Origin of the sequence: Streptomyces sp. NPDC058683, from assembly GCF_042716195.1 — a bacterium.
GTDB lineage: Bacteria > Actinomycetota > Actinomycetes > Streptomycetales > Streptomycetaceae > Streptomyces.
Genome location: NZ_JBHXSK010000060.1, coordinates 26,872 through 49,779, shown reverse-complemented (window position 1 = coordinate 49,779; position 22,908 = coordinate 26,872). Strand labels below are relative to the sequence as shown.

Sequence of the window (22,908 nt, the reverse complement as noted above, 5' to 3'; positions counted from 1 at the left end):
CTGTACGAGAGAGGAGGACGCCGATGGCTGACGAGACGATCGGCGTGGTCGGTGCCGGCATCGTGGGCCTCGCCACGGCCCGTGAGATCGCCCTGCGCCGCCCCGGCACCCGGGTCGTGGTGTTCGAGAAGGAGCAGGAGGTCTCCCGGCACCAGACCGGCCACAACTCCGGTGTGGTGCACGCGGGCATCTACTACACACCGGGCAGCCTCAAGGCCGACCTGTGCGTGCGGGGCGTGGCGCTGCTGCGCGAGTACTGCCAGGACCGGGAGCTGCCGTACCAGGAGATCGGCAAGCTGGTGGTGGCCGTCCGCGAGGACGAGCTGAGCCGGATGGAGAACCTCTACCAGCGGGCCAGGAACAACCACGTGCCGGAGCTGCGGAGGATCTCCCGCGAGGAGATCAAGGAGCTGGAGCCGCACGCCGGTGGCATCGCGGCCCTGCACTCCCCGCGCACCGCGATCACCGACTACCCGGCGGTCGCCAGGGCCTTCGCGACGGACGTCACCGACTCCGGCGGTGAGGTGCGGCTGGGCTTCCCGGTCACCTCGATCACCACCGTGCCCCGCGGCATCGAGGTCGCGTCCGGGCAGGACCGCGTCCGCGTGGACCGGCTGATCCTCTGTGCCGGCCTGCAGTCCGACTCCGTCGCCAGGCTCGCCCAGGACAGGCAGGAGCCCCGGATCATCCCGTTCCGCGGCGAGTACATGCTGCTGAAGCCGGACCGGACGGATCTGGTGCGGGGCCTCATCTACCCGGTGCCGGACCCCCGCTACCCCTTCCTCGGCGTGCACTTCACCCCGCGTGTCGACGGCTCCGTGGAGGTCGGCCCCAACGCCGTCCTCGCCCTCGCCAAGGAGGGATACCGGCGCAGCACGGTCTCGCCCCGGGACCTTCTCGGGCTCGCCGCCTACCCGGGGGTCTGGAAGATGGCCGCCCAGCACTGGCGTACCGGCGTCAAGGAGTACCGCGGTTCCTTCTCCGCCGCCGCCTTCATGAAGGACGCCGGGCTGTACGTCCCCGGAGTCGGCGTCCGTGACGTGGTGCGCGGCGGAGCGGGCGTGCGCGCCCAGGCCCTGGACCGCGACGGCACGCTCGTCGACGACTTCCGCATCCATCGGGTCGGCCGGATCACGGCCGTGCGCAACGCCCCCTCGCCGGCCGCCACGGCCTCCATGGCGATCGCCGAACACATCACCGCGGCCGTGTTCGGCGACTCCTGAACGACCTGTTCCGGCACCTGAGAATGCGCCGCGAACAGCACACTTCCGCGCAACAACAGCTTGCGCTCCGGGATCTCCGCAAGAGCTCACGGGCCGCCTAGCGTTCCTTCCACACCACCCCGAACCCCCCTCCTAGAGAAAGAGTTCGCGCCATGTTCGTCGTCGACACGCAGATCCACATCTGGAAGGAAGAGACCCCGGACCGCCCGTGGGTGCCCGGCGCCCGCGAGCGGATCCGGCTCAACGGCCACCGCGAGGACCCCTTCTCCTACGAGGAGGCCCTGGAGCTGATGGACGAGGCCGGGGTGAACCGGGCGCTGATCCTGCCGCCGTCCTGGGAGGGCGACCGTATCGACTACGCCCTGGAGGCCTGCGAGGCGCACCCGGACCGGTTCGGCATCATGGCCCGCATCCCGCAGAACAAGCCCGAAGAGGGCAAGGCGATGCTCAAGGACTTCGCCCAGAACCCGCATGTGAAGGGCACCCGGCTGACCTTCCACCGGCCGCAGGACCGCAACTGGATGATCGACGGCACCAACGACTGGTACTGGCCTATCGCCGAGGAGCTGCGCATCCCGACCATGGTGCACGCCCCGATCTGGAAGCGTGAGCTGGGCGAGATCGCCGCCAAGCACCCCGAGCTGAAGATCATCATCGATCACATGGGCATCATGGCCCGCTGCGTCGACGACGCGATCGGCTACTGGGTCCAGGAGACCGCCGACCTCCACGTCCACCCGAACATCTACGTCAAGGTGTCCGCGCTGCCGGGCTACTCCACCCAGCCCTTCCCCAACAACAACATCCAGAAGTACGTGCGCGAGATGGTCGACAAGATGGGCCCGCAGCGCTGCTTCTACGGCACCGACATCACCCGGCTGCTCGGCCACGGCATCACCTACACCGACACGGTCGAGCAGTTCACCAAGCACTGGGACTTCACGCCCGAGGAGCTTGAATGGATCCTGGGCCGCGGTATCTCCGAGGTCCTGAACTGGCCGATCGAGGGCTGAGGGAACACCGGCGATGACCAACACTCCAGGAACCGACGGCGGTGACGCCCTCGTCGCCGCCTTCAACGCCGTCGGCGCCGACTACCTCTTCTGCTCCTCGGGCTCCGAGTGGGCCCCGGTGTGGGAGGCGCTGGCCCGCCGCCACCGTGACGGCGAACCCGCGCCGCAGTACCTCGACCTCACGCACGAGACCGTGGCCGCCGGCATGGCCACCGGCTACGGACTGGTCAGGCGCCGTCCGCAGGGCGTGCTGCTGCATGCGGCGCCGGGTCTGCTCCAGGGCTCGACGGCCGTGCACGGGGCGCTGCTGGCCGGCGTGCCCATGGTCGTCGCCTCCTCGGAGTCGACGACCTACGGCGACGCTCCCGGGCACGACCCGGGCGGCCAGTGGTACCGCAACCTCTCGATCGTGGGCGGCCCGCACGGCGTCGCCCAGCCGTTCACCAAGTGGTCGACCCAGGCGGCCAGCGTGCACACGCTGCCGGCCATGATCACCCGGGCGGCCGAGCTGGCCTGGCGGGCTCCGGCCGGACCGGCGTACCTGAACATCCCGCTGGAGATCCTCCTCGAGGAGTGGGACGGCCGCGAGGCCAAGCCCGTCGTCGCACCGGGCTCCACGCACAGCTCGCCCGAAGAGGTCGACTCCGTGGCCCGGTCGATCCGCGAGGCGGCCAACCCGGTGATCGTCACGGAGACGGCGGGGCGCGAGACGGGCGGCTTCGAGGCCCTGGTCGCCTTCGCCGAGGCCTGGAACATCCCGGTGGTCGAGCCCGACTCGGCGGTGTGCGGCAACTTCCCGCGCACCCATCCGCTGCACGCCGGCAGTGACATCGGGCCGTGGATGGACGAGGCCGACCTCATCCTCCTGGTCAACTGCCGGGCCCCCTTCTACCCGCCGTCCCGCCGCCCCGCCAAGGCACAGGTCGTCGTCATCGACGAGGTCCCGCAGCGCCCGCACGTCGTCCATCAAGTGCTGTTCGCCGACAGGTACCTGGAAGGCAACGTCGCCAACACGCTGCGGCAGCTGGCCAAGCGGGCGAAGGATCTCGACGAGCGTGCGGTCGCGGTGCGCCGGGCCGCGCAGGAGGAGCGGCACGCCGCCGAGCAGTCGGCGATCGCCGCGGCCGAGGCCAGGGCCGAGGGGGCCGACGGCGTCGACCCGGTGCTGGTCGCCGCCACCCTGCGCAGGCTGCTGCACGGGCAGGACGCGATCGTCGTGGACGAGACGATCACCCACAGCCGGGTGGTCAGGCGCCACCTGCACATCACCGACCCCGACTCCTACTTCTACGTCCAGGGCGGACTCGGCCAGGGCATCGCCGTCGCCCTCGGCGTCAAACTCGCCGCGAGGGAAAGGCCGGTGGTCCTCACGGTCGGCGACGGCGCCTTCACCTACAACCCGGTGATCCCGTCGTACGACGCCTCGAAGGCGTACGAACTGCCGTTGCTGATCGTGGTGTTCAACAACCGCGTGTACAAGTCGATGAACCTCAACCACCGCCGCTTCTACCCCGAAGGGGCGGCCGCCGACACCGGCGAGTGGCTGGGCACCGACCTGCACCGGCTGCCCCGGCTCGCCGCGTTCGCCGAGCCGTTCGGCATGCACACCGAGACCGTGGACACGACGGAGGCGCTCGCGCCCGCGCTGGAGCGCGCGCTGAAGGCTGTGGCCGAGGGGACGACCGCCGTGGTCGACGTCCTCGTCACCCGATGAGCGCTCCGCGGTAAGCGCCGTTCGACATCCGTCGGCCGTCCGAGGCCGGTCGCGCCCGCGCGGCGGCAGCCGCGGATCGATGCAGTCCCGCGCCCCCGACGGGGCGCCGTAGCCCAGGAGGCTTTCGCCGCCATGCCCGACACACCCCCCAAGATCCTGGTGCCCGCCGAGGACCTGCGCACCTTCTCCGCCGCCCTGCTGGAGAAGGGCGGTCTGAGCGCCGAGCACGCCCGTACCACCGCCGACGTGTTCGTCTGGGCCGCGCAGCGCGGCGTCGACTCGCACGGCACCGCGCGCGTCCCCGCCTACCTGGACCTGCTCGCCAAGGGCGTCGCCAACGCCGACCCGCGGCTCACCGTAGAGTCCACGGCACCGGCCGCCGCCGTCCTCGACGCCGACCGTGCCCCCGGCCCGGTGGCCCTGACAGCCGCCGCCGACGAGGCGGTACGGCGGGCCCGCGAGACCGGCATCGCCTCGGTGGGCGTCCGCCGCACGGTCCACACCGGCGCCATCGGCTACTACGTGTCCCGGATCGCCGACCAGGGCCTGGTGGGGCTCGGGTTCGTGGCCGGCATGCCCAACATGGGCTACACCGGCGTCAAGGGCGCTGCCGTCGCCACCAGCCCCCTCGCCATCGCCGTACCGGCCCGTGAACACGCCCCGCTGCTCCTTGACATGGCCACTGCCACCATCGCCCTCGGCAGGATCCGCCAGGCGAAGGCGAGCGGCACGCCGCTGCCCGAGGGGGCGGCCGCGACGGCGGACGGCACCCCGACGACCGATCCGGACGAGGCGGTCATGCCGCTGCCGCTGGGCGGCGCGAAGGGCTCCGGCATGTCCCTGGCCTTCGAACTCCTGACCAGCGTGCTGGTCGGAGCCCCGATCTTCGCGTCCTTCCACGCGGGCGACCGCGAGCACCGCCAGAACGCCCTGCTCATCGCCCTGGACCCGGCCGCCTTCGGCGACCCGGAGGCCTTCGTGGCGGCGGTCGACGACACCCTGGGCACGCTGCAGGGCCTGCCGGTCGCCGACGGCGCGGACGGGGTGTTCTACCCGGGGGAGCGCAGCGCGGCGGTGGCCGGGGAGCGGGCCGAGAAGGGGGTCCCGGTGGCGCCGAAGGTCTGGCGGGAGCTGACGGAACACGCCGAGCGGCTGGGCGTGGCACTGCCGGTCTGAGCGCGCTCGGGGCCCGCGGAAGACGTCCTGGGACATGACCGCGCGGCCCCGGTCCGCGAACGCTGCGCAGGAGTGTACGTAAACCCACGCAGTAACTTACTTGAGTTACGCAACGATATGGTAAACTGGCCGGTATGTCCACAGAACCCGTGCCAGCCGTCCCCGCCGCCACGCCGGAGGTCATCGAGATCGAGCGTGCGCTGACGCGCATCACCTATCTGAGCACCCGGGCCCGGCAGCACGAGCGGCTGATGGCCCTCGCCGGTGTCCCGCTGGACCGTGCCGCGGTGGCCCTGCTGCGCCAGGTCGCCGATTCCGAGCCGCTGCGCCCGGGGGAGCTCGCCCACCGGCTCGGTGTCGAGGCGTCCCATGTGACGCGCACGGTGCAGCAGCTCCAGAGGTCGGGCTATGTCACCCGGGTCCCCGATCCCGACGACCGCCGCGCCCAGCGGATCGAGCTCACCGACGCCGGACGCGAGGCCGTCGACCGGGTCCGGGACGCCGGGGCGCGCGGGATGCAGCTGGCCCTGGGCGAGTGGAAGCCGGAGGAACTGCGTCAGCTGGCCACGCTGTTCCACCGCATGGTCGACGACTTCCTGATGTACGCGGTCGAGGACGAACCCGGCGAGACGGTACCTTCGGCCCCCACCGTGTGAGGCACCGGCACCGAGCGGGCCGTACGCGCACGCCCCGGCGGGGAGTGGGCCGGTACCGCCCGGTAATATGCGGCGGCAGGTCTTCAGAGGAGGCGGCGTGGCCCGGTCCGAACGTTCACCCCTGCTCCTGGCGGGGCTGCTGGCCGCCGCCGGAGTGACTCACTTCGTGGCGCCGAAGTCGTATGACGCCACGATCCCCAGGGCACTGCCGGGCTCGCCGAGGGCCTGGACGTACGGGAGCGGGGCCGTGGAACTGGCGCTGGCGGCCGGGATCGCCCTGCCGCGCACCCGCAGGACGGCGGCCCGGGCGGCCGCCGCGTTCTTCGTCGGCGTGTTCCCGGCCAATGTGCAGATGGCCGCCGACTGGCAGCAGCGGCCCGAACCGCTCAGGACCGCGGCCCTCGTCCGCCTGCCGCTCCAGATTCCCCTGGTGCTGTGGGCGCGCGGAGTCGCACACAACGTCGCGCGCAACGAGGAGGGCCGATAGATGGCGGGAACCGTAGAGGTCGGAAGCAAGGTCGAGGACTTCGCACTGCCGGACGAGACCGGCACCACGCGGACACTCACGGAACTGCTGGCCGACGGGCCGGTCGTCCTCTTCTTCTATCCGGCCGCCCTGTCGCCGGGCTGCACCACCGAGGCCTGCCACTTCCGCGACTTGGCCGCCGAGTTCGCGGCCGCCGGTGCCCGGCCGGTCGGGATCAGCGGGGACAGCGTCGAGCGGCAGCAGGAGTTCGCCGGGAAGCACACGCTCGGCATGCCGCTGCTCTCCGACGCCGACGGCACGGTCCGCGAGCGGTTCGGCGTCAAGCGCGGCATCGCACTCGCCCCCACCAAGCGGGCCACCTTCGTCATCGCCCAGGACCGCACCGTCCTGGAGGTCGTCCGCAGCGAACTGCGCATGAACACCCACGCCGACCGGGCGCTCGCCGCACTGCGCGGTCAGCAGGGCTGAGACAGTCCGTCTCCGCGCTTGATGCGGTGGGGCATAGGTCCCATCCTGGGGCGTATGGAGCGTGTCGCAGCCGCGGCGATCATCGACGCCCTGGGCAGGGTGACGGGGTGGAGCGAAGGCGCGCGGGTGCTCACCGGACGACCGGCGGAGCAGGTCGTGGGCCGGCCCGCCGCCGACCTGCTCGCCGAGGCGGTCCCCGCGGCGGTGCTCGCCGCCCGCTCCGGGACCGTCGCCCTGCGCCACGCCGACGGACGCCGGACGGAGATCGCCCTGACCGCCTGCCCGGTCCTCGGCCCCGACGGCGAGACCACCGGATACGTCCTCACCGCCGACCCGCCCCGACAGGCCGGGCCCACCCTGGCGGAGCAGGCCTTCCAACAGGCATCCATGTCCATGTCGGTCTTCGACGTTCGCCAGCGCTACCTCCGCGCCAACGACGAGGCCTGCCAGGTCATGGGCGTCCCCGAGGAGGCCCTGCGCGGCCGCTTCTTCCTGAACACCGTCGAGGACGTCCCGAACAACAGGGGCTTCCTGAGCCATCTGCGCCAGGTCGTCGAAACCGGCCGCCCCACCCGCTACGAGAGCTTCACCGCCGCCCCGGCCCTGAACCGGGACCACGCCTGGAGCATCGAGATGTGGCCCCTGCGCGACCCCGACGGCGAGCTGACCGCCGTCGCCCTCGCCTCCTTCGACAGCACTGAGCAGTACCTCGCCCGGCTGCGGCTCGCCCTGCTCAACGAGGCGGCCACCTCCATCGGCACCACCCTGGACGTGGTGCGCACCGCCGAGGAGGTCGTCGAACTCATCGTGCCGCGCTACGCCGACTTCGCCAGCGTCGACCTGCTCGACTGGGTCCTCTCCGCCGAGGAACTGCCCACCGTCCCGGAGGGGGACATCGCGCTGCGGCGCGTCGCCCACGGTTCGGCGAACGAGGGCACCCCCGAGGCGGCCGTACGGCTGGGCGAGACGGAGGTGCATCTGGCGTCGTCACCGCCGGCCCGGGCGCTGCGGGAGGGGCGCGCGGTGGTCAGCCAGGCCGGCGAGCCGGAGTTTCACCGCTGGGTCGCGGAGCGCAACGCCCGCGCGCCCGCGGGCCGCAAGTACCGTCAGGGCGTCCATTCCATGATCGCCGTACCCCTGCGGGCCCGCGGCGTCCTGCTCGGCGTCGCCGTGGGCGTCCGTATGCGCCACCCCGACGACTACGCCATGGACGACACCGTGTTCGCCGAGGAACTCGGCAGCCGCGCCGCCGTCTGCATCGACAACGCCCGCCGCTTCGCCCGCGAGCGCTCCACCGCCCTCACCCTCCAGCACAGCCTGCTGCCCAGCGGCCTGCCCGGCCAGGCCGCCGTCGAGGTGGCCCACCGCTACCTGCCCTGCGGTTCACTGGCCGGCATCGGCGGCGACTGGTTCGATGTGATCCCGCTCTCCGGCAGCCGGGTCGGGCTGGTCGTCGGCGACGTCGTCGGCCACGGCATCCGCTCCTCCGCCACCATGGGCCGGCTGCGGACGGCCGTCCGCACCCTCGCGGACGTCGACCTGCCCCCCGACGAGCTCCTCACCCACCTCGACGACCTGGTCACCCACCTGGCCGCGGACGGCTGCGGCGAGGAGGTCGCCGAACTGGGCGCCACCTGCCTGTACGCGGTCTACGACCCGGTCTCCCGCCACCTCGCCCTCGCGGCCGCCGGACATCCGGCGCCCGCCGTGGTGCTGCCCGGCGGCGAGGCCGAGCTGGTCCCGATGACCGCGGGACCGCCGCTCGGTGTCGGCGGGCTGCCCTTCGAGGCGGCGGAGCTGGACCTGCCCGAGGGCGCCGTCGTCGCCCTCTACACGGACGGCCTGATCGAGGACCGGGACCGGGACGTGGACCGCGCCACCGAGGAGATGTGCCGGGCGCTGAGCGCTCCGGCCGACTCGCTGGAGGACCTCAGCGACAACGTGCTCAAGGCCGTCCTGCCGGAACAGCCCTCCGACGACGTCGCCCTGCTGCTGGTGCGCACCCGCGCCCTCGGCACCGACCGGGTCGCCACCTGGGACGTCCCGCCGGACCCCGCCCAGGTCGCGCACTTCAGGCAGGCGGCCACCGAGCGCCTCACCGCCTGGGGCCTGGACGAGGCAGCGTTCGTCACCGAACTCGTCGTCAGCGAACTCGTCACCAACGCCATCCGCTACGGCGAACCGCCCATCCAGCTGCGCCTCATCCGCGACCGTGCGCTCATCTGCGAGGTCTCCGACGGTAGTTCGACCTCACCGCATCTGCGTCGCGCGCACGCCTACGACGAGGGTGGCCGAGGCCTGCTCCTCGTCGCCCAGCTCACCCAGCGCTGGGGCAGCCGCCAGACCGGCAGCGGCAAGACCATCTGGGCCGAACAGCCGCTGCCCGAAGGGCCGTTGCCGGTCATCGACGCCTGACCGCGCAGCCCGTCTACTCGAAGTCGCAGCCCGGGTTCGGCACCGACTCGGAGTACGGCGAGCCGTGCGGGAGGACGTACAGCACGTCCAGGACGAGGTCGGTGTCGCCCAGGTTCGCGCCCAGATGCACATCGCCCGCCCCGCCCGGCTCGTACACCGTGCCGCCCTGCCGGTAGACGCCGTCCCCCTCGCAGTCCGAGTGGAAGTGGCTCAGCGTGCCCTTCTGGACGTATCCGTAGACCGGGCCGTCGTGGAAGTGCCAGCCGGTGGTCTGGCCGGGCGGGACGGTGATCTCCCGCAGCACGTAGTCCGTGTCGCCGATCGTGGTCTGGCTGATCAGCCGGCCGGTCACACCGGGCCCGGCGGGGGTGGCGTAGGCGGTGCCGCAGGTCAGCAGAGTGCCGGCGGCGACCGCCCCGGCCAGGGCGGTACGGAGCGCGATGCGCATACGGAGGGCCTCCTGAGCCGAAGATCGAGTACCTCCGTGAACATAGGCCCCCACCGGGCCGGCCGGGGCAGGAACGCCGCAATCCCGGTGCACCCCGGCCCTCCGGCTCCCTCCAGGAGGACCAGCCGCGCGCGGCTAGAACTCCTCGTGGCTGTCCGGGTCGCCGCCGAGGCGCTGGTCGGGTCGCTCGGAGACCGCCGCCAGCTGCGCGGCGCTCAGCCGGAAGCCGAAGACGTCCAGGTTCGCCAGCTGCCGCTCGGCGGCCGCCGACTTCGGGATGGCCACGGCGCCGAGCTGGACGTGCCAGCGCAGGATCACCTGCGCGGGCGTCACCCCCAGCGCCTCCGCCACGCCGACGACGGCCGGGTCCCGGAGCAGCCGGCCGTCCTGGCCGAGCGGACTCCAGCTCTCGGTGACGATGCCCTTCACGGCGTGGAACGCGCGTAGCTCCTCCTGCGGGAACAGCGGATGCAGCTCCACCTGGTTCACCGACGGCAGCACCCCGGTCTCCTTCTCCAGCCGCGTGAGGTGCTCCTCGGTGAAGTTGGAGACGCCGATCGAGCGGACGAGACCCTCCTCGCGCAGCTTGGTCATCGCCTTCCAGGAGTCGACGTACTTGCCGACCCGGGGGTTGGGCCAGTGGATCAGATACAGGTCCACGTACTCCACGCCCAGCCGCCGCCGGGACTCCTCGAAGGAGGCGAGGGTCTCCTCGTACCCGTGGTGGCGGCCCGGCAGCTTCGTCGTCACCACGACCTCCTCGCGGGGGACACCGCTGCTCGCGACACCCCGGCCGACCCCGGTCTCGTTGCCGTAGTTCACGGCCGTGTCCACGAGCCGGTAACCGGCCTGGAGCGCATGGCGAACGGCCTGCTCGGCCTGCGTGTCGTCCATCGGCCAGGTGCCCAGGCCGACGGCGGGGATCGCCGTACCGTCGTTGAGCGGGTACGTCGGAATGCTGATCACGATGGGGCCTTCCCTCGACGTTGTCCTCCCCCCACCCTCAGGGATGGAGGGAGCGATGATCAAGCCGTGGCCGACGCGTTCCGTCCCGTCTTCTGCCGAGCGCGCCGGGCTGTCACGATCTTCGGGGAAAGCGGTACCGGCGAGCATCGGAGCACGCATGACGACGGACAGGGGCACGGCGGAGCAGGCGAAGCACGTCGCGGAGGCCGAGGTGCGGCCCGTCGCCGGGCACATCGGGGCCGAGATCACCGGCGTCGACCTCGCCGGGAACCTCGACGACGGTGTGGTCGCGCTGATCCGGGAGGCGGTGCTGCGCTGGAAGGTCGTCTTCTTCCGGGAGCAGCGGCTGGACCACGCCGGCCACATCGCCTTCGCCCGGCGGTTCGGCGAGCCGGTCGTGCTGGGGCGACGGGGGAGTGCCTCGCCCGCCGGCTTCCCCGAGGTGGAGACCACCGCCGACCGGCTGGAGCTGGGCGGACGGTTCGGCATGGAGCACGAGGAGTGGCTTCAGCGGCGCCGGCACACCCTGCTGCGCGGCTGGCACTGCGACCACGGCGCCCGGATCGACCCGCCCGCCGCGACCATCCTGCGCGCCGAGACCGTCCCGCCGTACGGCGGCGACACCACCTGGGCCAACCTGGCCGCCGCCTACGCCGGGCTCTCCGCACCCGTGCGCGCCTTCGTCGACGGACTGCGCGCCGAGCACCGCCTGGGCGTCGGCTACCAGCCCCGGCCCGGCGACGACTCCTACCTCCGCCATCTCCTCGGCCATCAGGTCGCCTCGGTGCACCCGCTGGTGCGCGTCCACCCGGAGACCGGCGAGCGGGTGCTGTACGCCAACGGCTACTACGTCGAGCAGATCACCGACGTCTCCCGCCCGGAGAGCGCCGCGCTCCTGGAGATGCTGCTCGAACAGGCGGTACGGCCCGAGTACACGGTCCGCTTCCGCTGGGAGCCCGGCAGCGTCGCCTTCTGGGACAACCGGGCCACCATCCATCTCGCGCCCAGTGACAACGCCCACCTCGGCTTCCCCCGGGTCATGCACCGGGTGATGCTGCACGGCGAGGTGCCGGTCGGCGTGGACGGCAGGCCGTCGGAGCCGGTGACCGGCACGGAGGCGGGCCGCTGGTGACTCAGGCGCCCGGCCGCGGCCGGCCCAGTGCCGGGCCCAGATGGGTCGCCATGTCGGTCAGGATCTGCACGTAGTCCTCGTGCTCGAACGTGAACGGCAGCGCGAACGCCACCTCGTCGACCTCGCGGAACGCGACGTGCGCGTGCAGCTGTTCGGCGATCTCGGCCGAGGTGCCCACCAGGTCCGGCGCGAACAGCAGCCGCGCCGGACCCTGCGGGACCGTGGTGCGGGGCAGCCGCTGGGCCGCGTACGCCTCGTACTTGGCACGCTGCTCGGGCGTGGCGGAGTCGGTGGGGATGACGACCAGGCCCTGCGAGACCCGGGCCGCGTCGCCGTCCGGGTGGTGGGCGCGGAACTCGCGGATGTGCGAGAGCTGGATCTCCGCGAAGTCGTACGCGTCCTTCGGGTCCCCGGCCCGCACGACACTGCTGGTCAGGAAGTTCATGCCGTGCTCGCCCGCCCAGCGCGCGGAGCCGAGACTGCCGCCGCCGTACCAGAGCCGGTGCCCGAGACCGGGGGAGTGCGGCTGGACCACGTCCGAGAACACCTCGAAGCCCTCGACCCCGCTGAAATCGGTGGCAGGCTTGCCCCGGACGTGGTCCAGCAGCCGCCGTACCCGCTCGTAGCTGAAGTCCTCGGCGTCGGCCGTGTCCGGGTAGAGGGCCTCCCTGACCTGGTCGTAGTGCATGGGCGGGCCCACGCTCACGCCGGGGTTGAGGCGGCCGCCGGACAGGATGTCCACGGTCGCCAGGTCCTCGGCGAGCCGCAGCGGGTTCTCCCAGCCCAGCGGGATCACCGCGGTGCCCAGTTCGATACGGCTGGTGCGCTGCGAGGCCGCCGCGAGGACGGCCACCGGGGACGAGATGCCGTACTGGAGGTGCCGGTGCCGCACCCACGCGCTGTCGAAGCCCAGCCGCTCGCCCAGCTCGATGATCTCCAGCGTGGACTCGTGCCCCTTGCCCGGATCCGCCCCGTCGAACAGGCCGATGGTGAGGAAGCCCAGTCTGCGCAGTGGGCGGGGGGTGGACGGCACGGGTCCTCCAGCGGTCGTACGTCAGTTCTGTGCCGATTCTGACACCCGAACATTGCGGGAGTGTGATCAGGCGAGCGGGATGGTGATCTCGTCCTCGACCGGTGGATCCAGCTCCTGCGTACGGTTCCCGGTCGCGGCGAAGCAGCGCAGCCGTACCGCATCCGGACTCACGTCGAGGCGCAGGAAGCACTTGAAGAAGGGCGGGGTGTAGGTGGCCGAGCCCGGGGAGAACAGCTGGGTGTAGATCTTCTTCACCGGCAGCCGGACGCGGGAGGTGCGGTTCGGGCGGCCGCCGGCGCCGAGCAGGCTCGCCACCAGCCGGGTGCGGCGGGTGACCCGGGTGTCCGGGCCGGGCGCGCGGCCGGGCTTGATGCCGAGGCGCTCGGCGATCACGGCCGTCGCCTCCGCCGCGGTGAGGGTGAAGAACCGGGGCAGGCGCAGCCGGCGGCCGTACAGCCGGCTGTAGAAGGCCAGGGAGTCGCCGCGCAGCGGGTAGCAGCGGAAGTCGTCCTCGCTGACGTTCGCTATGGAGACCCGGGGGATGGTGTGGGTCGCGTGCATGAAGGCACCGCCGCCGCCCGCGACCACGTACTGGATGGTGCGGCCGGCCACGTCGACGGGATAGCGCTGGTAGTTGTGGATGTCGCCGCCGATCGCCGCCACGTAGTGGTGTGCGGGGTCGCGGACGATGTCGTCGACCGTGCCGCCGCCCTCGATCGGGCACGGATGGTGCTCGCCGTCCACGTACAGCGGGGAGCCGGTGACCAGGATCTTCGGGCGCGGCCCCCGCGACACCTCCCGCAGCCACGCGCCCTGTTCGGCGTCGACCGTGCCGAGCAGACCGGTGTCGATGCCGACGATCCGGACCGGGCCGGCGTCGATGGCCCAGTAGGGGCCGGGCTGTACGGCGTGCTGTTCCGGCGTCGGCCGCAACTTCCGCGCCTCCACGAGGAGTTGCTCGTCGGCCGGGCTCGGCCGGTGCCACAGCAGGGTGCGCCACCAGGCGCGGGAGAGGGGGCGCGGCTTCGGCTCGGGCGGGAGCGGCGGGGCGTCGTCGCAGAAGACGCGCATGAACGCGCCGAGGTCCTCGTACCAGTCGTGGTTGCCGGGTATCGCGTATATCGGCGCCGGATAGTCCTGGTACGGGCGGAAGAACTTGGTGCCGTAGTCGTCGGTGGCGCCGACCGGATAGATCACGTCGCTCGCGATCACCGCGAAGTCGGTGTCCTGACTCGCCTTCAGGAAGCCGGGCACGACGGCGTACTGGGAGTCGTCGCCCTCACCGGTGTCGCCGATCACCATGAACGAGAACCGGTCGGCCTCGGCACGCCGGATCACCTTGTCGGCGGCTGCCCCGGCGGCCGCCCGCTGCGCCACCCAGCGGCTTCGGGTACGGCCGGTCGGGTCGCCGAACCAGGACGCCAGCACGCCGTTGCGCGCGGCCCACATGGTCCTGGGGTTGAACCAGAACAGCTTCTCGACATGGCCCGGCATCAGCCGGCGATAGGCACCGCGCTCGGCCTCGCCCCAGCCGGCGCCTTCTGCTGTTTCGCGTGAGGAGTCAGACACGCGGGCACCGTAGCAACGATCAACGAGAGGGTGCGGCGGAGGGGTTGGTGTCCTGTGGGGCCGTCACCATTCGTAGGGGTTCGAGGGGGCGCTGTACGGGTCCTCGGGACGGGCGGGGGTGCCGTACCGGCCGGTGCCGCCTGGCGCCGGGCGGCTCGGGGTGCCATACCGGTCCTGTGCGGCCTGTGCGGCCTGTGCGGCCTGTGCGGCCTGTGCGGCCTGTGCGGCCTGTGCGGCCTGTGCGGCCTGTGCGGTGCGTGCCGCCGTGCCCGGCTGGGCCGCGCCGCCGCCCGGTGCCGGGCGGGCGGGACGGCCGTGCCGCCTGCCGGGCGTGCGTCCGCCGCCCGGTCCCGGTGGCCGTGACCGGGCCGCCCGGGGCGGGGTCACCGGCCTGTCCTTCCCGGCCGCCGCCTGCCGGTTCCAGTCGCCCTCGCCGAGGACCAGCAGCGGGTCGAACATCACCACCACCCCGGCCAGCAGCAGGAAGACGGCCGGGCCCAGCAGCATGGGCAGCAGCAGTGAGGTCGGAGACGCGCTCGACCAGGAGGTGGCGGACGCCGGGTGCACCTCGACGCTCACGGCCGCCATGGCAGTGAAGTGCATGCCGAACACCGCCAGGCCCATCACCAGGCTGGCGCCCAGGCTCGCCATGAAGCCCCGGACCGACACCGCGGCCCACAGGGCGGCCGTCGCCGCCGCGATCGCGATCAGTACCGAGAGGGCGACCGTGACCGGGGCGTAGTGAATCGTTCCGTCAAGGCGGAGCGCGGCCATGCCGAGGTAGTGCATGGCCGCCACGCCGAGACCCGTGATGACGCCCGCCGTCGCCAGCGTTCCGGTGGTCGCGCCCCGGTAGCCGACCGCGAAGACACCGATGCCGACCACCAGGATCGCCACCGCCAGACTGAGCAGGGTCAGGGGCACGTCGTAGCGGATCGTGGTCTCCTGGACATGGAAGCCGATCATCGCGATGAAGTGCATCGTCCAGATGCCGCAGCCGATCGAGGCCGCCCCCAGCGCGAGCCAGCCGGGCTTCCACGACTGCCCGTTGTGGTAGAGCGACCGGACGATGCAGCGCAGCCCCAGGGCTCCGCCCAGACAGGCCATCAGATAGGCCGCCACCGGAGTGACCGCGCCGTAGTGGAACCCGCTTGTCGTGCCGTGCATAAATGTAACTCCCCCCAGAGTCACGGCTGTTGTGGGGAAGGTACTACGCGCCGGGGGCGTGCGCCCCGGCGTTCACCGGGACTTCAGCTGCCGCTCGGGCATCACGGGCCGGCACGGGATCTCCACGGGCCGTTCTCGGTCCGCGCACAGCCGCGACCCGGGGTGCGGCCCCGGCTCAGGGTGTGACGATCTTGATCGCGCTCATCCAGCCGTGCCCCTCGGGGCGCGTCTGCAGGGCCATGTGCAGCAACTGGATGCCCTCCAGTTCGCGGGCGTGGCGCAGTCCGCCGACGACCACCGGGTTGAGCCCGCCGGAGGAGACCAGTTCGGCCACCTGGTCGCGGGCCGCCGCGTCGTCACCCGCGATGAACACGTCCAGCGGCAGCCCGCCGACCTCGCCCGCGACCAGCGCGCCCGCGAACGTGGTGTTGAAGGCCTTCACCACCCGGGCGCCCGGCGCGGCGGCCTCGGCGATCTGCTGGGCGCCGGAGCTGTCCGCGGGCACGGTGAGCGAGTCGAAGGTGGCGAAGTCCACCGGGTTGGAGATGTCGACGACCGTCTTCCCGACGAGGTGGTCCCCGTACTCGGCCACCACCTGCTTGGCCGCGTCGAACGGCACGGCCAGCACCACCACGTCGGCCGAGCCGACGGCGTCCGGCACGGCGGGTGCCACATCGGCGCCGGCCGTCCGCTCGCCCAGGGCGTCGGCGAGGTTGGCGGCCTTCGCCGGATCGGTGCCGACCAGCCGGACCATGTGCCCGCCCGCCAGCGCCCGGGTGGCGATGCCGCCCGCCATGTTGCCTGTGCCGACGATGAAGACCCGCATGGGTGAGCCCTTTCCGTGGGGTGGGAGGTGAATCAGGATAAACAGGATGAATCGTCAAACCCGTCGCGACTCGGGCGGGGTGCGCGATGTTTCGCCGTCACACCCTGGAGTGTGCTCCGTGCGTGCAGGGTGCCGAGGAGCAGCACCGGACCGCTGGGTAGCCTGGTCCGTCGTGGGGGACTGGGAGATGCGGCCGGCGTCGCCGGTGGACGTCGAGGCGGTGGCCGAGTTGCGCGCCGTCGTGCTGCGGGACGATCTGGAGCGGCTCGGGCGGTACGACCCGCGGCGCGTCCGGCAGCGACTGCGGGACGGGTTCGACGCCGCCCACACCTGGGTGATCGAGGCGGGCGGCGCCTTCGCCGGCTGTGTCGCGCTGCGGCCGGCTGCCGACGCCCACTGGCTGGAACACTTCTATCTGGCCCCGCACGTCCAGGGCGCCGGCATCGGTTCGGGCGTGCTGCGCGAGCTGCTGGAGCGGTGCGACCGTGACGGCGTCCGCGTCCGGCTGAACGTCCTGCGCGGCAGTGCGGCCCAACGCCTGTACGAGCGGCACGGGTTCACCGTCGAGACCGAGGATCCGGTGGACGTGTTCATGGTGCGCACGCCGTCCCTGTGAGCCCCGCTCGGCCCCGACCGCCTCACCCGGCATAGGGAAAACCCTTGATTACCTCGGCGTGGCTGACATGAGCGGGTCAAGACTGGAATCCTCGCTCAGCACACGCTTTCTCCATGGCGTGTCCACGGATCACGGACCCCGTATCCCGGTCCCCCGATCCCGGTCCCCGCACAGCTCAGCTCGTCCCGGACAGCACACCCCCGTCTGCCCGGTCTGTCACCGGCCGCGACCCGGCGGCCGCAGCAGGAGGAGTACGAGTGAGACGTCTTCCCCACAGACGCGCCACGGTAGGAGCCGCCCTGGTCTCCACCGTGGCGTTCCTCGCCGTCGGCATCCAGTCGGTCCCGGCGAACGCCAAGCCCGCCGCCCCCCACCCCAGCCCCCTTCGCGCCGGCGGCCTGGAGGCCAAGCTCAGCCCCGCCCAGCACACCGCGCTGATCAAGAGCGCCCGGCAGCAGACCGCCGCGACCGCCCGCACCATCGGCCTCGGCGCCAAGGAGAAGCTCGTCGTCAAGGACGTCGTCAAGGACAACGACGGCACCCTGCACACCCGCTACGAGCGCACCTACGCCGGCCTGCCGGTCCTCGGCGGCGACCTGGTCGTGCACACCCCGCCCGCCTCCCTCGCGGCCGGCACGGTCAGCACCACCTTCAACAGCAAGCGCACCGTCAAGGTCGCCTCCACCACCGCGACCTTCACCAAGACCGCCGCCGCGACCAAGGCGCTCAGGACCGCCAAGGCCCTCGACGCCAAGAAGCCCGCCACCGACAGCGCCCGCAAGGTGATCTGGGCCGGCAACGGCACCCCGAAGCTCGCCTGGGAGACCGTGGTCGGCGGCTTCCAGGACGACGGCACCCCCAGCCAGCTGCATGTCATCACGGACGCCACCACCGGCAAGGAGCTGTACCGCTACCAGGCGGTCAAGTCCGGCACCGGCAACACCCAGTACAGCGGCACGGTGACGCTGAACACGACCCTGTCGGGTTCGACGTACCAGCTGTACGACACCACGCGCGGCGGCCACAAGACGTACAGCCTCAACAACGGCACGTCGGGCACCGGCACCCTGATGACCGACACCGACGACGTCTGGGGCACCGGATCCGGCTCCAACACCCAGACCGCCGGCGCCGACGCGGCCTACGGCGCCCAGACGACCTGGGACTTCTACAAGAACACCTTCGGGCGCAGCGGCATCAAGAACGACGGTGTCGCCGCGTATTCCCGCGTCCACTACAGCACGGCGTACGTCAACGCCTTCTGGGACGACTCCTGCTTCTGCATGACCTACGGCGACGGCACGAGCAGCACCCACGCCCTCACCTCGCTCGACGTGGCCGGCCACGAGATGAGCCACGGCGTCACCTCCAACACCGCGGGCCTCAACTACACCGGTGAGTCCGGCGGGTTGAACGAGGCGACCTCGGACATCTTCGGCACCGGCGTGGAGTTCTACGCCAACAACTCCTCCGACGTCGGTGACTACCTCATCGGCGAGAAGATCGACATCAACGGCGACGGCACCCCGCTGCGCTACATGGACGAGCCCGACAAGGACGGCGGCTCCGCGGACAGCTGGTACTCCGGCGTCGGCAACCTCGACGTGCACTATTCCTCGGGCCCCGCGAACCACATGTTCTACCTGCTCTCCGAGGGCAGCGGCACCAAGACCATCAACGGCGTCACCTACAACAGCCCGACCTCCGACGGCGTCGCCGTCGCCGGCATCGGCCGGGCCGCGGCCCTGCAGATCTGGTACAAGGCGCTGACGACGTACATGACGTCCAGCACCAACTACGCGGCCGCCCGGACCGCCGCGCTCAACGCGGCGACGGCTCTGTACGGCGCGAGCTCCACCCAGTACGCGGGTGTGGCCAACGCCTTCGCGGGCATCAACGTCGGCAGCCACGTCACCCCGCCGACCTCGGGGGTGACGGTCACCAACCCGGGCAGCCAGTCCTCGACCGTGGGCACCGCGGTCAGCCTCCAGGTCTCGGCGAGCAGCACCAACAGCGGCTCGCTGACCTACGCGGCGAGCGGACTGCCGACCGGCCTGTCGATCAGCAGCTCCACCGGCGCCATCACCGGCACCCCGACGACGGCGGGCACCTACAGCACGACCGTCACGGTGACCGACTCCACGGGCGCCACCGGCACCGCCTCCTTCACCTGGACGGTCAGTTCCAGCGGAGGCGGCGGCAGTTGCACCGCCACCCAGCTCCTCGGCAACGCGGGCTTCGAGTCCGGCAACACCACCTGGACCGCCACCAGCGGGGTCATCACCAACGACACCGACCAAGCGGCACACGCGGGCTCGTACAAGGCCTGGCTGGACGGCTACGGCTCGACCCACACCGACACGCTCTCCCAGTCGGTGACGATCCCGAGCGGCTGCACCAGCACCACGTTCACGTTCTACCTGCACATCGACACCGCCGAGACCACCACCAGCACCCAGTACGACAAGCTGACGGTCGCCGCCGGTTCCACCACCCTGGCCACGTACTCCAACCTCAACGCGGCTTCCGGGTATGTGCAGAAGTCCTTCAGCCTCGGGTCCTTCGCGGGCAGCACCGTGACCCTGAAGTTCACCGGCGTCGAGGACTCCTCGCTCCAGACCAGCTTCGTCGTCGACGACACCGCCGTGACGACCGGCTGACGTACGGGAAAGGTGAGCGTCCCGCACCCGGACTCCGGGTGCGGGACGCTCGGCCGTGTCAGCTCAGCGGGTCCAGCGTGAGGTACGCCTGCTGCGGACTGCCGTCGTTGACCAGCGACTCCTGGTTGCCGACGTCGTCGAAGGCGAAGGCGTACGCCTTGCCGTCGGCCATCTGCGCGTGGATCTTGCGCGCGTAGTGGTTGGTGACCGTGTCCAGGTAGAAGTCGGCCGGGTTGTTGTCCGGCTGGTTCGCACTGGTCAGCAGCGTCGACCGGTTGAAGCCCGCGCAGAGTGTGCGCGAAATCGGTCCGCGTACCTGGTCGTTGGGTGCGTCGAGCAGGTTGTGGCAGCCGAAGATGCTGTTCGCGTCCGGCTTCTGGAAGCTCGTCACCACCGCCCCGGCGGAGTTGGTGAAGTTCATGACGTTCCCCGAGACCCGGCCGTAGTACTTGGTGTTCGGCTGGTCGGCGAACGGCGTGACGGTCAGGGTCGAGGTCGCGTACTTCGACCAGACCCGGTTGACGTAGTCGTCCATGACGGTCGACGCAAGCGCCCCGGTCTCCACGCCGTACAGCGGGGAGAGCGCCCGGAGGACCGTGCCGTCGGACCGGGTCTGGATCAGGTTCGCCCAGCCGCCGGGCTGCCCGCGCAGGGCGCTGAAGAACCCGTTGTAGCCGCCCGACTTGAGGTGCCCGGTGCTGGCCGTGCTGCCGTCGGAGCGCTGTACACCGACCGCGTAGGGCACCGAGAACATGTCCACCTGGGTGCTGTTGATCCACAGACCCGAGTCGTTGAGCGTGTACTCGGACCAGTTGAAGAGGATGTTGCGGTTGGGGTCGCTCGGGTTCTGCACGGCGGGCTGCACCAGACCGCCGGTGGTCAGTCTGAAGTCGAGTTTCTGGCCGTAGGAGAAGTAGATCCGGCCGGAGAACTTCGGGATCCGGATCGTCGTCGACTGTCCCGCCGCCGGGCCCGTGATCGAGGCGTCCGGCGCGGGGGTCGGCGGGGTGCCGCCGGCCGGCCAGGCGTGGAAGGTGCCGTTCGCGTCGGCCCAGCCCTGCCGGCCGGTGGAGAGCTGGGTGCCGAGGTCGTAGACGTATACCTGGTCGCCGCGGCCGGAGTTGTTGGTGATCTTGAGCGGGATCGTGTCCGGCACCGCCGCGTCGGCCGGGTGCGGGGTGCCCAGGGTGAGCAACCCGCCGATCAGCGCCGCAGCGGCCGCCAGGGGCAGCGTCCGGCGTGCGAGTCCTGTGCGCACTCTCCACCTCCGTGTGGGGTCGGGGTCGTACGGACATTGGTCCGTACCAGTCTGAGCGCGCTCACACACTGGCGGTGGGGCGAGTGCATGTCAATGAGTGGGGACGGAATCGGGGGCCCGTCGGTCGACGGGCCCCCGATTCCCGGGACGCGGTGGGATCAGAAGGTGCGCTTCAGCAGACCGAGCAGCGCGTCCCAGTGGCGCTCGGCGGCCTCGGCGGAGTACGACGGGGTGTCGGCCTGGGTGTAGCCGTGCTCGGCGCCCCGGTAGATCTCGCAGGTGTTGCGGACCCCGGCGGCGGAGAGCGCCTCCTCGAAGGTGCGGATCTGCTCCGCGGTCATCGACTGGTCCTGGTCGGCGAAGCCGAAGTACACCTCCGCCGTGATCCCGGCGGCCAGCAGGTGCGGGCTGTCCGCCTCCTCGGTGACCAGGCGGCCGCCGTGGAAGCCGCCCACGGCCGCGACCCGGTCCGGGAACGCGGCGGCGGTCCGCACGGCCAGCCGGGCGCCCATGCAGTAGCCGGTGATCGCGACCGGCCCGTCGGCCACCAGCGGGCTCTCGGCGAACCAGTCCAGGTAGGCGGCCGAGTCCCGGTCGATGAACTCGGGCGTCAGCGACATCATGATCGGCATGATCCGCTGCCAGATCGTCGGGTCCGCCGAGGGGTCGATGAACTCGGGGAGGTCGATGACCGGCGTGCGGCCGGTGCGGTAGAAGACGTTGGGGACCAGAACCGTGTAGCCCGCGCCGGCGAGCCGGTCCGCCATCGACTTCAGGTGCGGGCGGATGCCGTAGGCGTCCTGGTAGAAGAGCACGCCGGGGTGCGGGAGTCCGTCGGCGGGGTGGGCCAGGTAGGCGTCGGCGACGCCGTCCTCGGTGGTGATGTCCACGTCGGTTCCCTGTACGGCGGTCATGGCGCAGTGCCTCTCTGTGGAGTCGGCGTCGGGTCGGGGGAGGCCCGGCGCGGCATGTCACGATCATGGTGGCACGCGGAGGTGAGAGGACCGTCGCGCGGGGACCCCGATGTCACTCGAAGCGCGAGGTGTCTCCCGCGCCCCGGCGGACGATCTCCGCCTCGCCGTCGGAGAAGTCGATGACCGTGGTCGGCTCGGTGCCGCAGTCCCCGGAGTCGACCACCGCATCCACCTGGTGGTCGAGCCGGTCCTTGATCTCCCAGCCCTGGGTCAGTGGCTCCTTCTCGTCCGGCAGCAGCAGGGTGCTGGACAGCAGCGGCTCGCCCAGCTCCGCCAGCAGCGCCTGGGTGACCACATGGTCGGGGATGCGCACCCCGACGGTCTTCTTCTTCGGGTGCAGCAGCTTGCGCGGCACCTCCCGGGTCGCCGGGAGGATGAAGGTGTAGCTGCCGGGGGTCGACGCCTTGACGGCCCGGAACACGTCGTTGTCGACGCGCACGAACTGGCCGAGCTGGGCGAAGTCGCGGCACATCAGGGTGAAGTGGTGCCGGTCGTCCAGGTGCCGGATGCCGCGGATCCGGTCGATGCCGTCGCGGCTGCCGAGCTGGCAGCCCAGCGCGTAGCAGGAGTCGGTCGGGTATGCGATGAGTGACCCCGAGCGCACCGCGTCGGCGATCTGGGAGATGCTGCGCGGCTGCGGGTTGTCGGGGTGCACGTCGAAGTACTTCGCCATTCGACGAGCTTATGCCGTACGGGCCCGAACGGCCGCGCGGACCCGGCGGGACGGGTGTGGCCCCGGGCGTTCGCGGACCCGGACGGGTACGCTCCCGGGCTTTCGCGGACCCGGCGGGACGGGTCCGGCCCCGGGGCGGCGCGATGCCCGGCTCCGGCCGGGTCAGGCGCTTCCCGGCGCCGAGTGCGGCCTCTCCCGGGGCCCGACGGAGGGCGCCGGTCCGTCCCGGCCCACGTCCTCGGAATTCGTGTGCATACCCCCCGGATTTCCGGGCACCCGCAGATCAGCCGCCCGAGGGCCCTCCCCCCGGCCCCGGGAGAGGCGATCTCCGCCGGCGGCCCTTCCCCCGAGGGCCGCCGGCGGGGTTGTACCCGGCGGTCGGGATCCGCCCAGGTTCATCGGGTAACGTCCGTAGACCGAGGCGGACACCAGGG

At 71.6% G+C, this 22,908-nt stretch carries 19 protein-coding genes and 1 pseudogene; 11 read left to right on the top strand and 9 right to left on the bottom strand.

Going from position 1 to position 22,908, the window contains the following annotated elements:
* The first annotated feature begins 23 nt into the window (after positions 1 to 23).
* The 8 genes from lhgO (at position 24) to ACFWXC_RS44345 (ending at position 9,152) form a co-directional block, all read left to right on the top strand.
* Positions 24 to 1,223 (top strand): L-2-hydroxyglutarate oxidase, encoded by a 1,200-nt coding sequence (gene lhgO, locus ACFWXC_RS44380; protein WP_384488437.1) that lies wholly within the window; start codon positions 24 to 26, stop codon positions 1,221 to 1,223.
* Positions 1,224 to 1,375: 152 nt separating this feature from the next.
* Positions 1,376 to 2,236 (top strand): amidohydrolase family protein, encoded by an 861-nt coding sequence (locus ACFWXC_RS44375; RefSeq protein ID WP_384488435.1) that lies wholly within the window; start codon positions 1,376 to 1,378, stop codon positions 2,234 to 2,236.
* Between the two features lie 13 nt (positions 2,237 to 2,249).
* On the top strand, positions 2,250 to 3,950 hold the full coding sequence (locus tag ACFWXC_RS44370; protein ID WP_384488433.1) for a thiamine pyrophosphate-dependent enzyme: 1,701 nt from the start codon (positions 2,250 to 2,252) through the stop codon (positions 3,948 to 3,950).
* A 132-nt stretch (positions 3,951 to 4,082) separates the two neighbouring features.
* Positions 4,083 to 5,126, top strand: a complete 1,044-nt coding sequence (locus ACFWXC_RS44365) for an Ldh family oxidoreductase (RefSeq protein ID WP_384488431.1) — start codon at positions 4,083 to 4,085, stop codon at positions 5,124 to 5,126.
* 134 nt (positions 5,127 to 5,260) lie between these two features.
* On the top strand, positions 5,261 to 5,782 hold the full coding sequence (locus ACFWXC_RS44360; RefSeq protein ID WP_384488429.1) for a MarR family winged helix-turn-helix transcriptional regulator: 522 nt from the start codon (positions 5,261 to 5,263) through the stop codon (positions 5,780 to 5,782).
* 97 nt (positions 5,783 to 5,879) lie between these two features.
* Complete coding sequence (locus tag ACFWXC_RS44355) at positions 5,880 to 6,269, top strand: DoxX family protein (RefSeq protein ID WP_384488427.1); 390 nt, start codon at positions 5,880 to 5,882, stop codon at positions 6,267 to 6,269.
* Positions 6,270 to 6,737: a peroxiredoxin gene (locus ACFWXC_RS44350; protein ID WP_384488425.1), complete on the top strand. Its 468-nt coding sequence runs from the start codon at positions 6,270 to 6,272 to the stop codon at positions 6,735 to 6,737. It abuts the gene before it with no gap.
* Between the two features lie 54 nt (positions 6,738 to 6,791).
* Positions 6,792 to 9,152 (top strand): SpoIIE family protein phosphatase, encoded by a 2,361-nt coding sequence (locus tag ACFWXC_RS44345; RefSeq protein WP_384488423.1) that lies wholly within the window; start codon positions 6,792 to 6,794, stop codon positions 9,150 to 9,152.
* Between the two features lie 13 nt (positions 9,153 to 9,165).
* On the opposite strand, the gene ACFWXC_RS44340 is transcribed toward ACFWXC_RS44345, so the two are convergent.
* Together ACFWXC_RS44340 and ACFWXC_RS44335 are read right to left on the bottom strand one after the other, a co-directional pair.
* Positions 9,166 to 9,600, bottom strand: a complete 435-nt coding sequence (locus ACFWXC_RS44340) for a cupin domain-containing protein (protein WP_384488421.1) — start codon at positions 9,598 to 9,600, stop codon at positions 9,166 to 9,168.
* Positions 9,601 to 9,735: 135 nt separating this feature from the next.
* A complete protein-coding gene (locus tag ACFWXC_RS44335; RefSeq protein WP_384488419.1) occupies positions 9,736 to 10,566 on the bottom strand; it encodes an aldo/keto reductase in 831 nt (276 codons plus the stop codon).
* A 157-nt stretch (positions 10,567 to 10,723) separates the two neighbouring features.
* Between ACFWXC_RS44335 and ACFWXC_RS44330 the strand changes: the two genes are divergently transcribed.
* Entirely contained in the window at positions 10,724 to 11,698 is a 975-nt protein-coding gene (locus tag ACFWXC_RS44330) for a TauD/TfdA dioxygenase family protein (protein ID WP_384488417.1), read from the top strand.
* Between the two features lies 1 nt (position 11,699).
* Here ACFWXC_RS44330 and ACFWXC_RS44325 read toward each other — a convergent pair whose 3' ends face one another.
* From ACFWXC_RS44325 to ACFWXC_RS44310, 4 genes and pseudogenes are all read right to left on the bottom strand, one after another.
* Entirely contained in the window at positions 11,700 to 12,731 is a 1,032-nt protein-coding gene (locus ACFWXC_RS44325; RefSeq protein ID WP_384488415.1) for an LLM class flavin-dependent oxidoreductase, read from the bottom strand.
* A 66-nt stretch (positions 12,732 to 12,797) separates the two neighbouring features.
* Complete coding sequence (locus tag ACFWXC_RS44320; RefSeq protein WP_384488413.1) at positions 12,798 to 14,300, bottom strand: metallophosphoesterase family protein; 1,503 nt, start codon at positions 14,298 to 14,300, stop codon at positions 12,798 to 12,800.
* 282 nt (positions 14,301 to 14,582) lie between these two features.
* Positions 14,583 to 15,467: pseudogene (locus tag ACFWXC_RS44315) on the bottom strand (MHYT domain-containing protein); the annotation flags it as partial.
* Between the two features lie 175 nt (positions 15,468 to 15,642).
* Positions 15,643 to 16,293: an NADPH-dependent F420 reductase gene (locus ACFWXC_RS44310; protein ID WP_384488411.1), complete on the bottom strand. Its 651-nt coding sequence runs from the start codon at positions 16,291 to 16,293 to the stop codon at positions 15,643 to 15,645.
* Positions 16,294 to 16,465: 172 nt separating this feature from the next.
* On the opposite strand from ACFWXC_RS44310, the gene ACFWXC_RS44305 reads away from it, so the two are divergent.
* Positions 16,466 to 16,909: a GNAT family N-acetyltransferase gene (locus ACFWXC_RS44305; protein WP_384488409.1), complete on the top strand. Its 444-nt coding sequence runs from the start codon at positions 16,466 to 16,468 to the stop codon at positions 16,907 to 16,909.
* A gap of 257 nt (positions 16,910 to 17,166) precedes the next feature.
* A complete protein-coding gene (locus ACFWXC_RS44300; RefSeq protein WP_384488407.1) occupies positions 17,167 to 19,569 on the top strand; it encodes a M4 family metallopeptidase in 2,403 nt (800 codons plus the stop codon).
* A 58-nt stretch (positions 19,570 to 19,627) separates the two neighbouring features.
* Here ACFWXC_RS44300 and ACFWXC_RS44295 read toward each other — a convergent pair whose 3' ends face one another.
* From ACFWXC_RS44295 to ACFWXC_RS44285, 3 genes are all read right to left on the bottom strand, one after another.
* On the bottom strand, positions 19,628 to 20,827 hold the full coding sequence (locus ACFWXC_RS44295) for a glycoside hydrolase family 64 protein (RefSeq protein WP_384488405.1): 1,200 nt from the start codon (positions 20,825 to 20,827) through the stop codon (positions 19,628 to 19,630).
* 158 nt (positions 20,828 to 20,985) lie between these two features.
* Entirely contained in the window at positions 20,986 to 21,741 is a 756-nt protein-coding gene (locus ACFWXC_RS44290) for a dienelactone hydrolase family protein (RefSeq protein WP_384488403.1), read from the bottom strand.
* A 112-nt stretch (positions 21,742 to 21,853) separates the two neighbouring features.
* Positions 21,854 to 22,474: an L-threonylcarbamoyladenylate synthase gene (locus ACFWXC_RS44285; protein ID WP_384488401.1), complete on the bottom strand. Its 621-nt coding sequence runs from the start codon at positions 22,472 to 22,474 to the stop codon at positions 21,854 to 21,856.
* Between the last annotated feature and the right edge of the window lie 434 nt (positions 22,475 to 22,908).

What these genes read in the sequence shown, in the direction of transcription:
- lhgO (WP_384488437.1), top strand. Translation starts at nt 24, where the DNA reads ATGGCTGACGAGACGATCGGCGTGGTCGGTGCCGGCATCGTGGGCCTC.
- ACFWXC_RS44375 (WP_384488435.1), top strand. Translation starts at nt 1,376, where the DNA reads ATGTTCGTCGTCGACACGCAGATCCACATCTGGAAGGAAGAGACCCCG.
- ACFWXC_RS44370 (WP_384488433.1), top strand. Translation starts at nt 2,250, where the DNA reads ATGACCAACACTCCAGGAACCGACGGCGGTGACGCCCTCGTCGCCGCC.
- ACFWXC_RS44365 (WP_384488431.1), top strand. Translation starts at nt 4,083, where the DNA reads ATGCCCGACACACCCCCCAAGATCCTGGTGCCCGCCGAGGACCTGCGC.
- ACFWXC_RS44360 (WP_384488429.1), top strand. Translation starts at nt 5,261, where the DNA reads ATGTCCACAGAACCCGTGCCAGCCGTCCCCGCCGCCACGCCGGAGGTC.
- ACFWXC_RS44350 (WP_384488425.1), top strand. Translation starts at nt 6,270, where the DNA reads ATGGCGGGAACCGTAGAGGTCGGAAGCAAGGTCGAGGACTTCGCACTG.
- ACFWXC_RS44345 (WP_384488423.1), top strand. Translation starts at nt 6,792, where the DNA reads ATGGAGCGTGTCGCAGCCGCGGCGATCATCGACGCCCTGGGCAGGGTG.
- ACFWXC_RS44340 (WP_384488421.1), bottom strand. Translation starts at nt 9,600, where the DNA reads ATGCGCATCGCGCTCCGTACCGCCCTGGCCGGGGCGGTCGCCGCCGGC.
- ACFWXC_RS44330 (WP_384488417.1), top strand. Translation starts at nt 10,724, where the DNA reads ATGACGACGGACAGGGGCACGGCGGAGCAGGCGAAGCACGTCGCGGAG.
- ACFWXC_RS44310 (WP_384488411.1), bottom strand. Translation starts at nt 16,293, where the DNA reads ATGCGGGTCTTCATCGTCGGCACAGGCAACATGGCGGGCGGCATCGCC.
- ACFWXC_RS44290 (WP_384488403.1), bottom strand. Translation starts at nt 21,741, where the DNA reads ATGACCGCCGTACAGGGAACCGACGTGGACATCACCACCGAGGACGGC.
- ACFWXC_RS44285 (WP_384488401.1), bottom strand. Translation starts at nt 22,474, where the DNA reads ATGGCGAAGTACTTCGACGTGCACCCCGACAACCCGCAGCCGCGCAGC.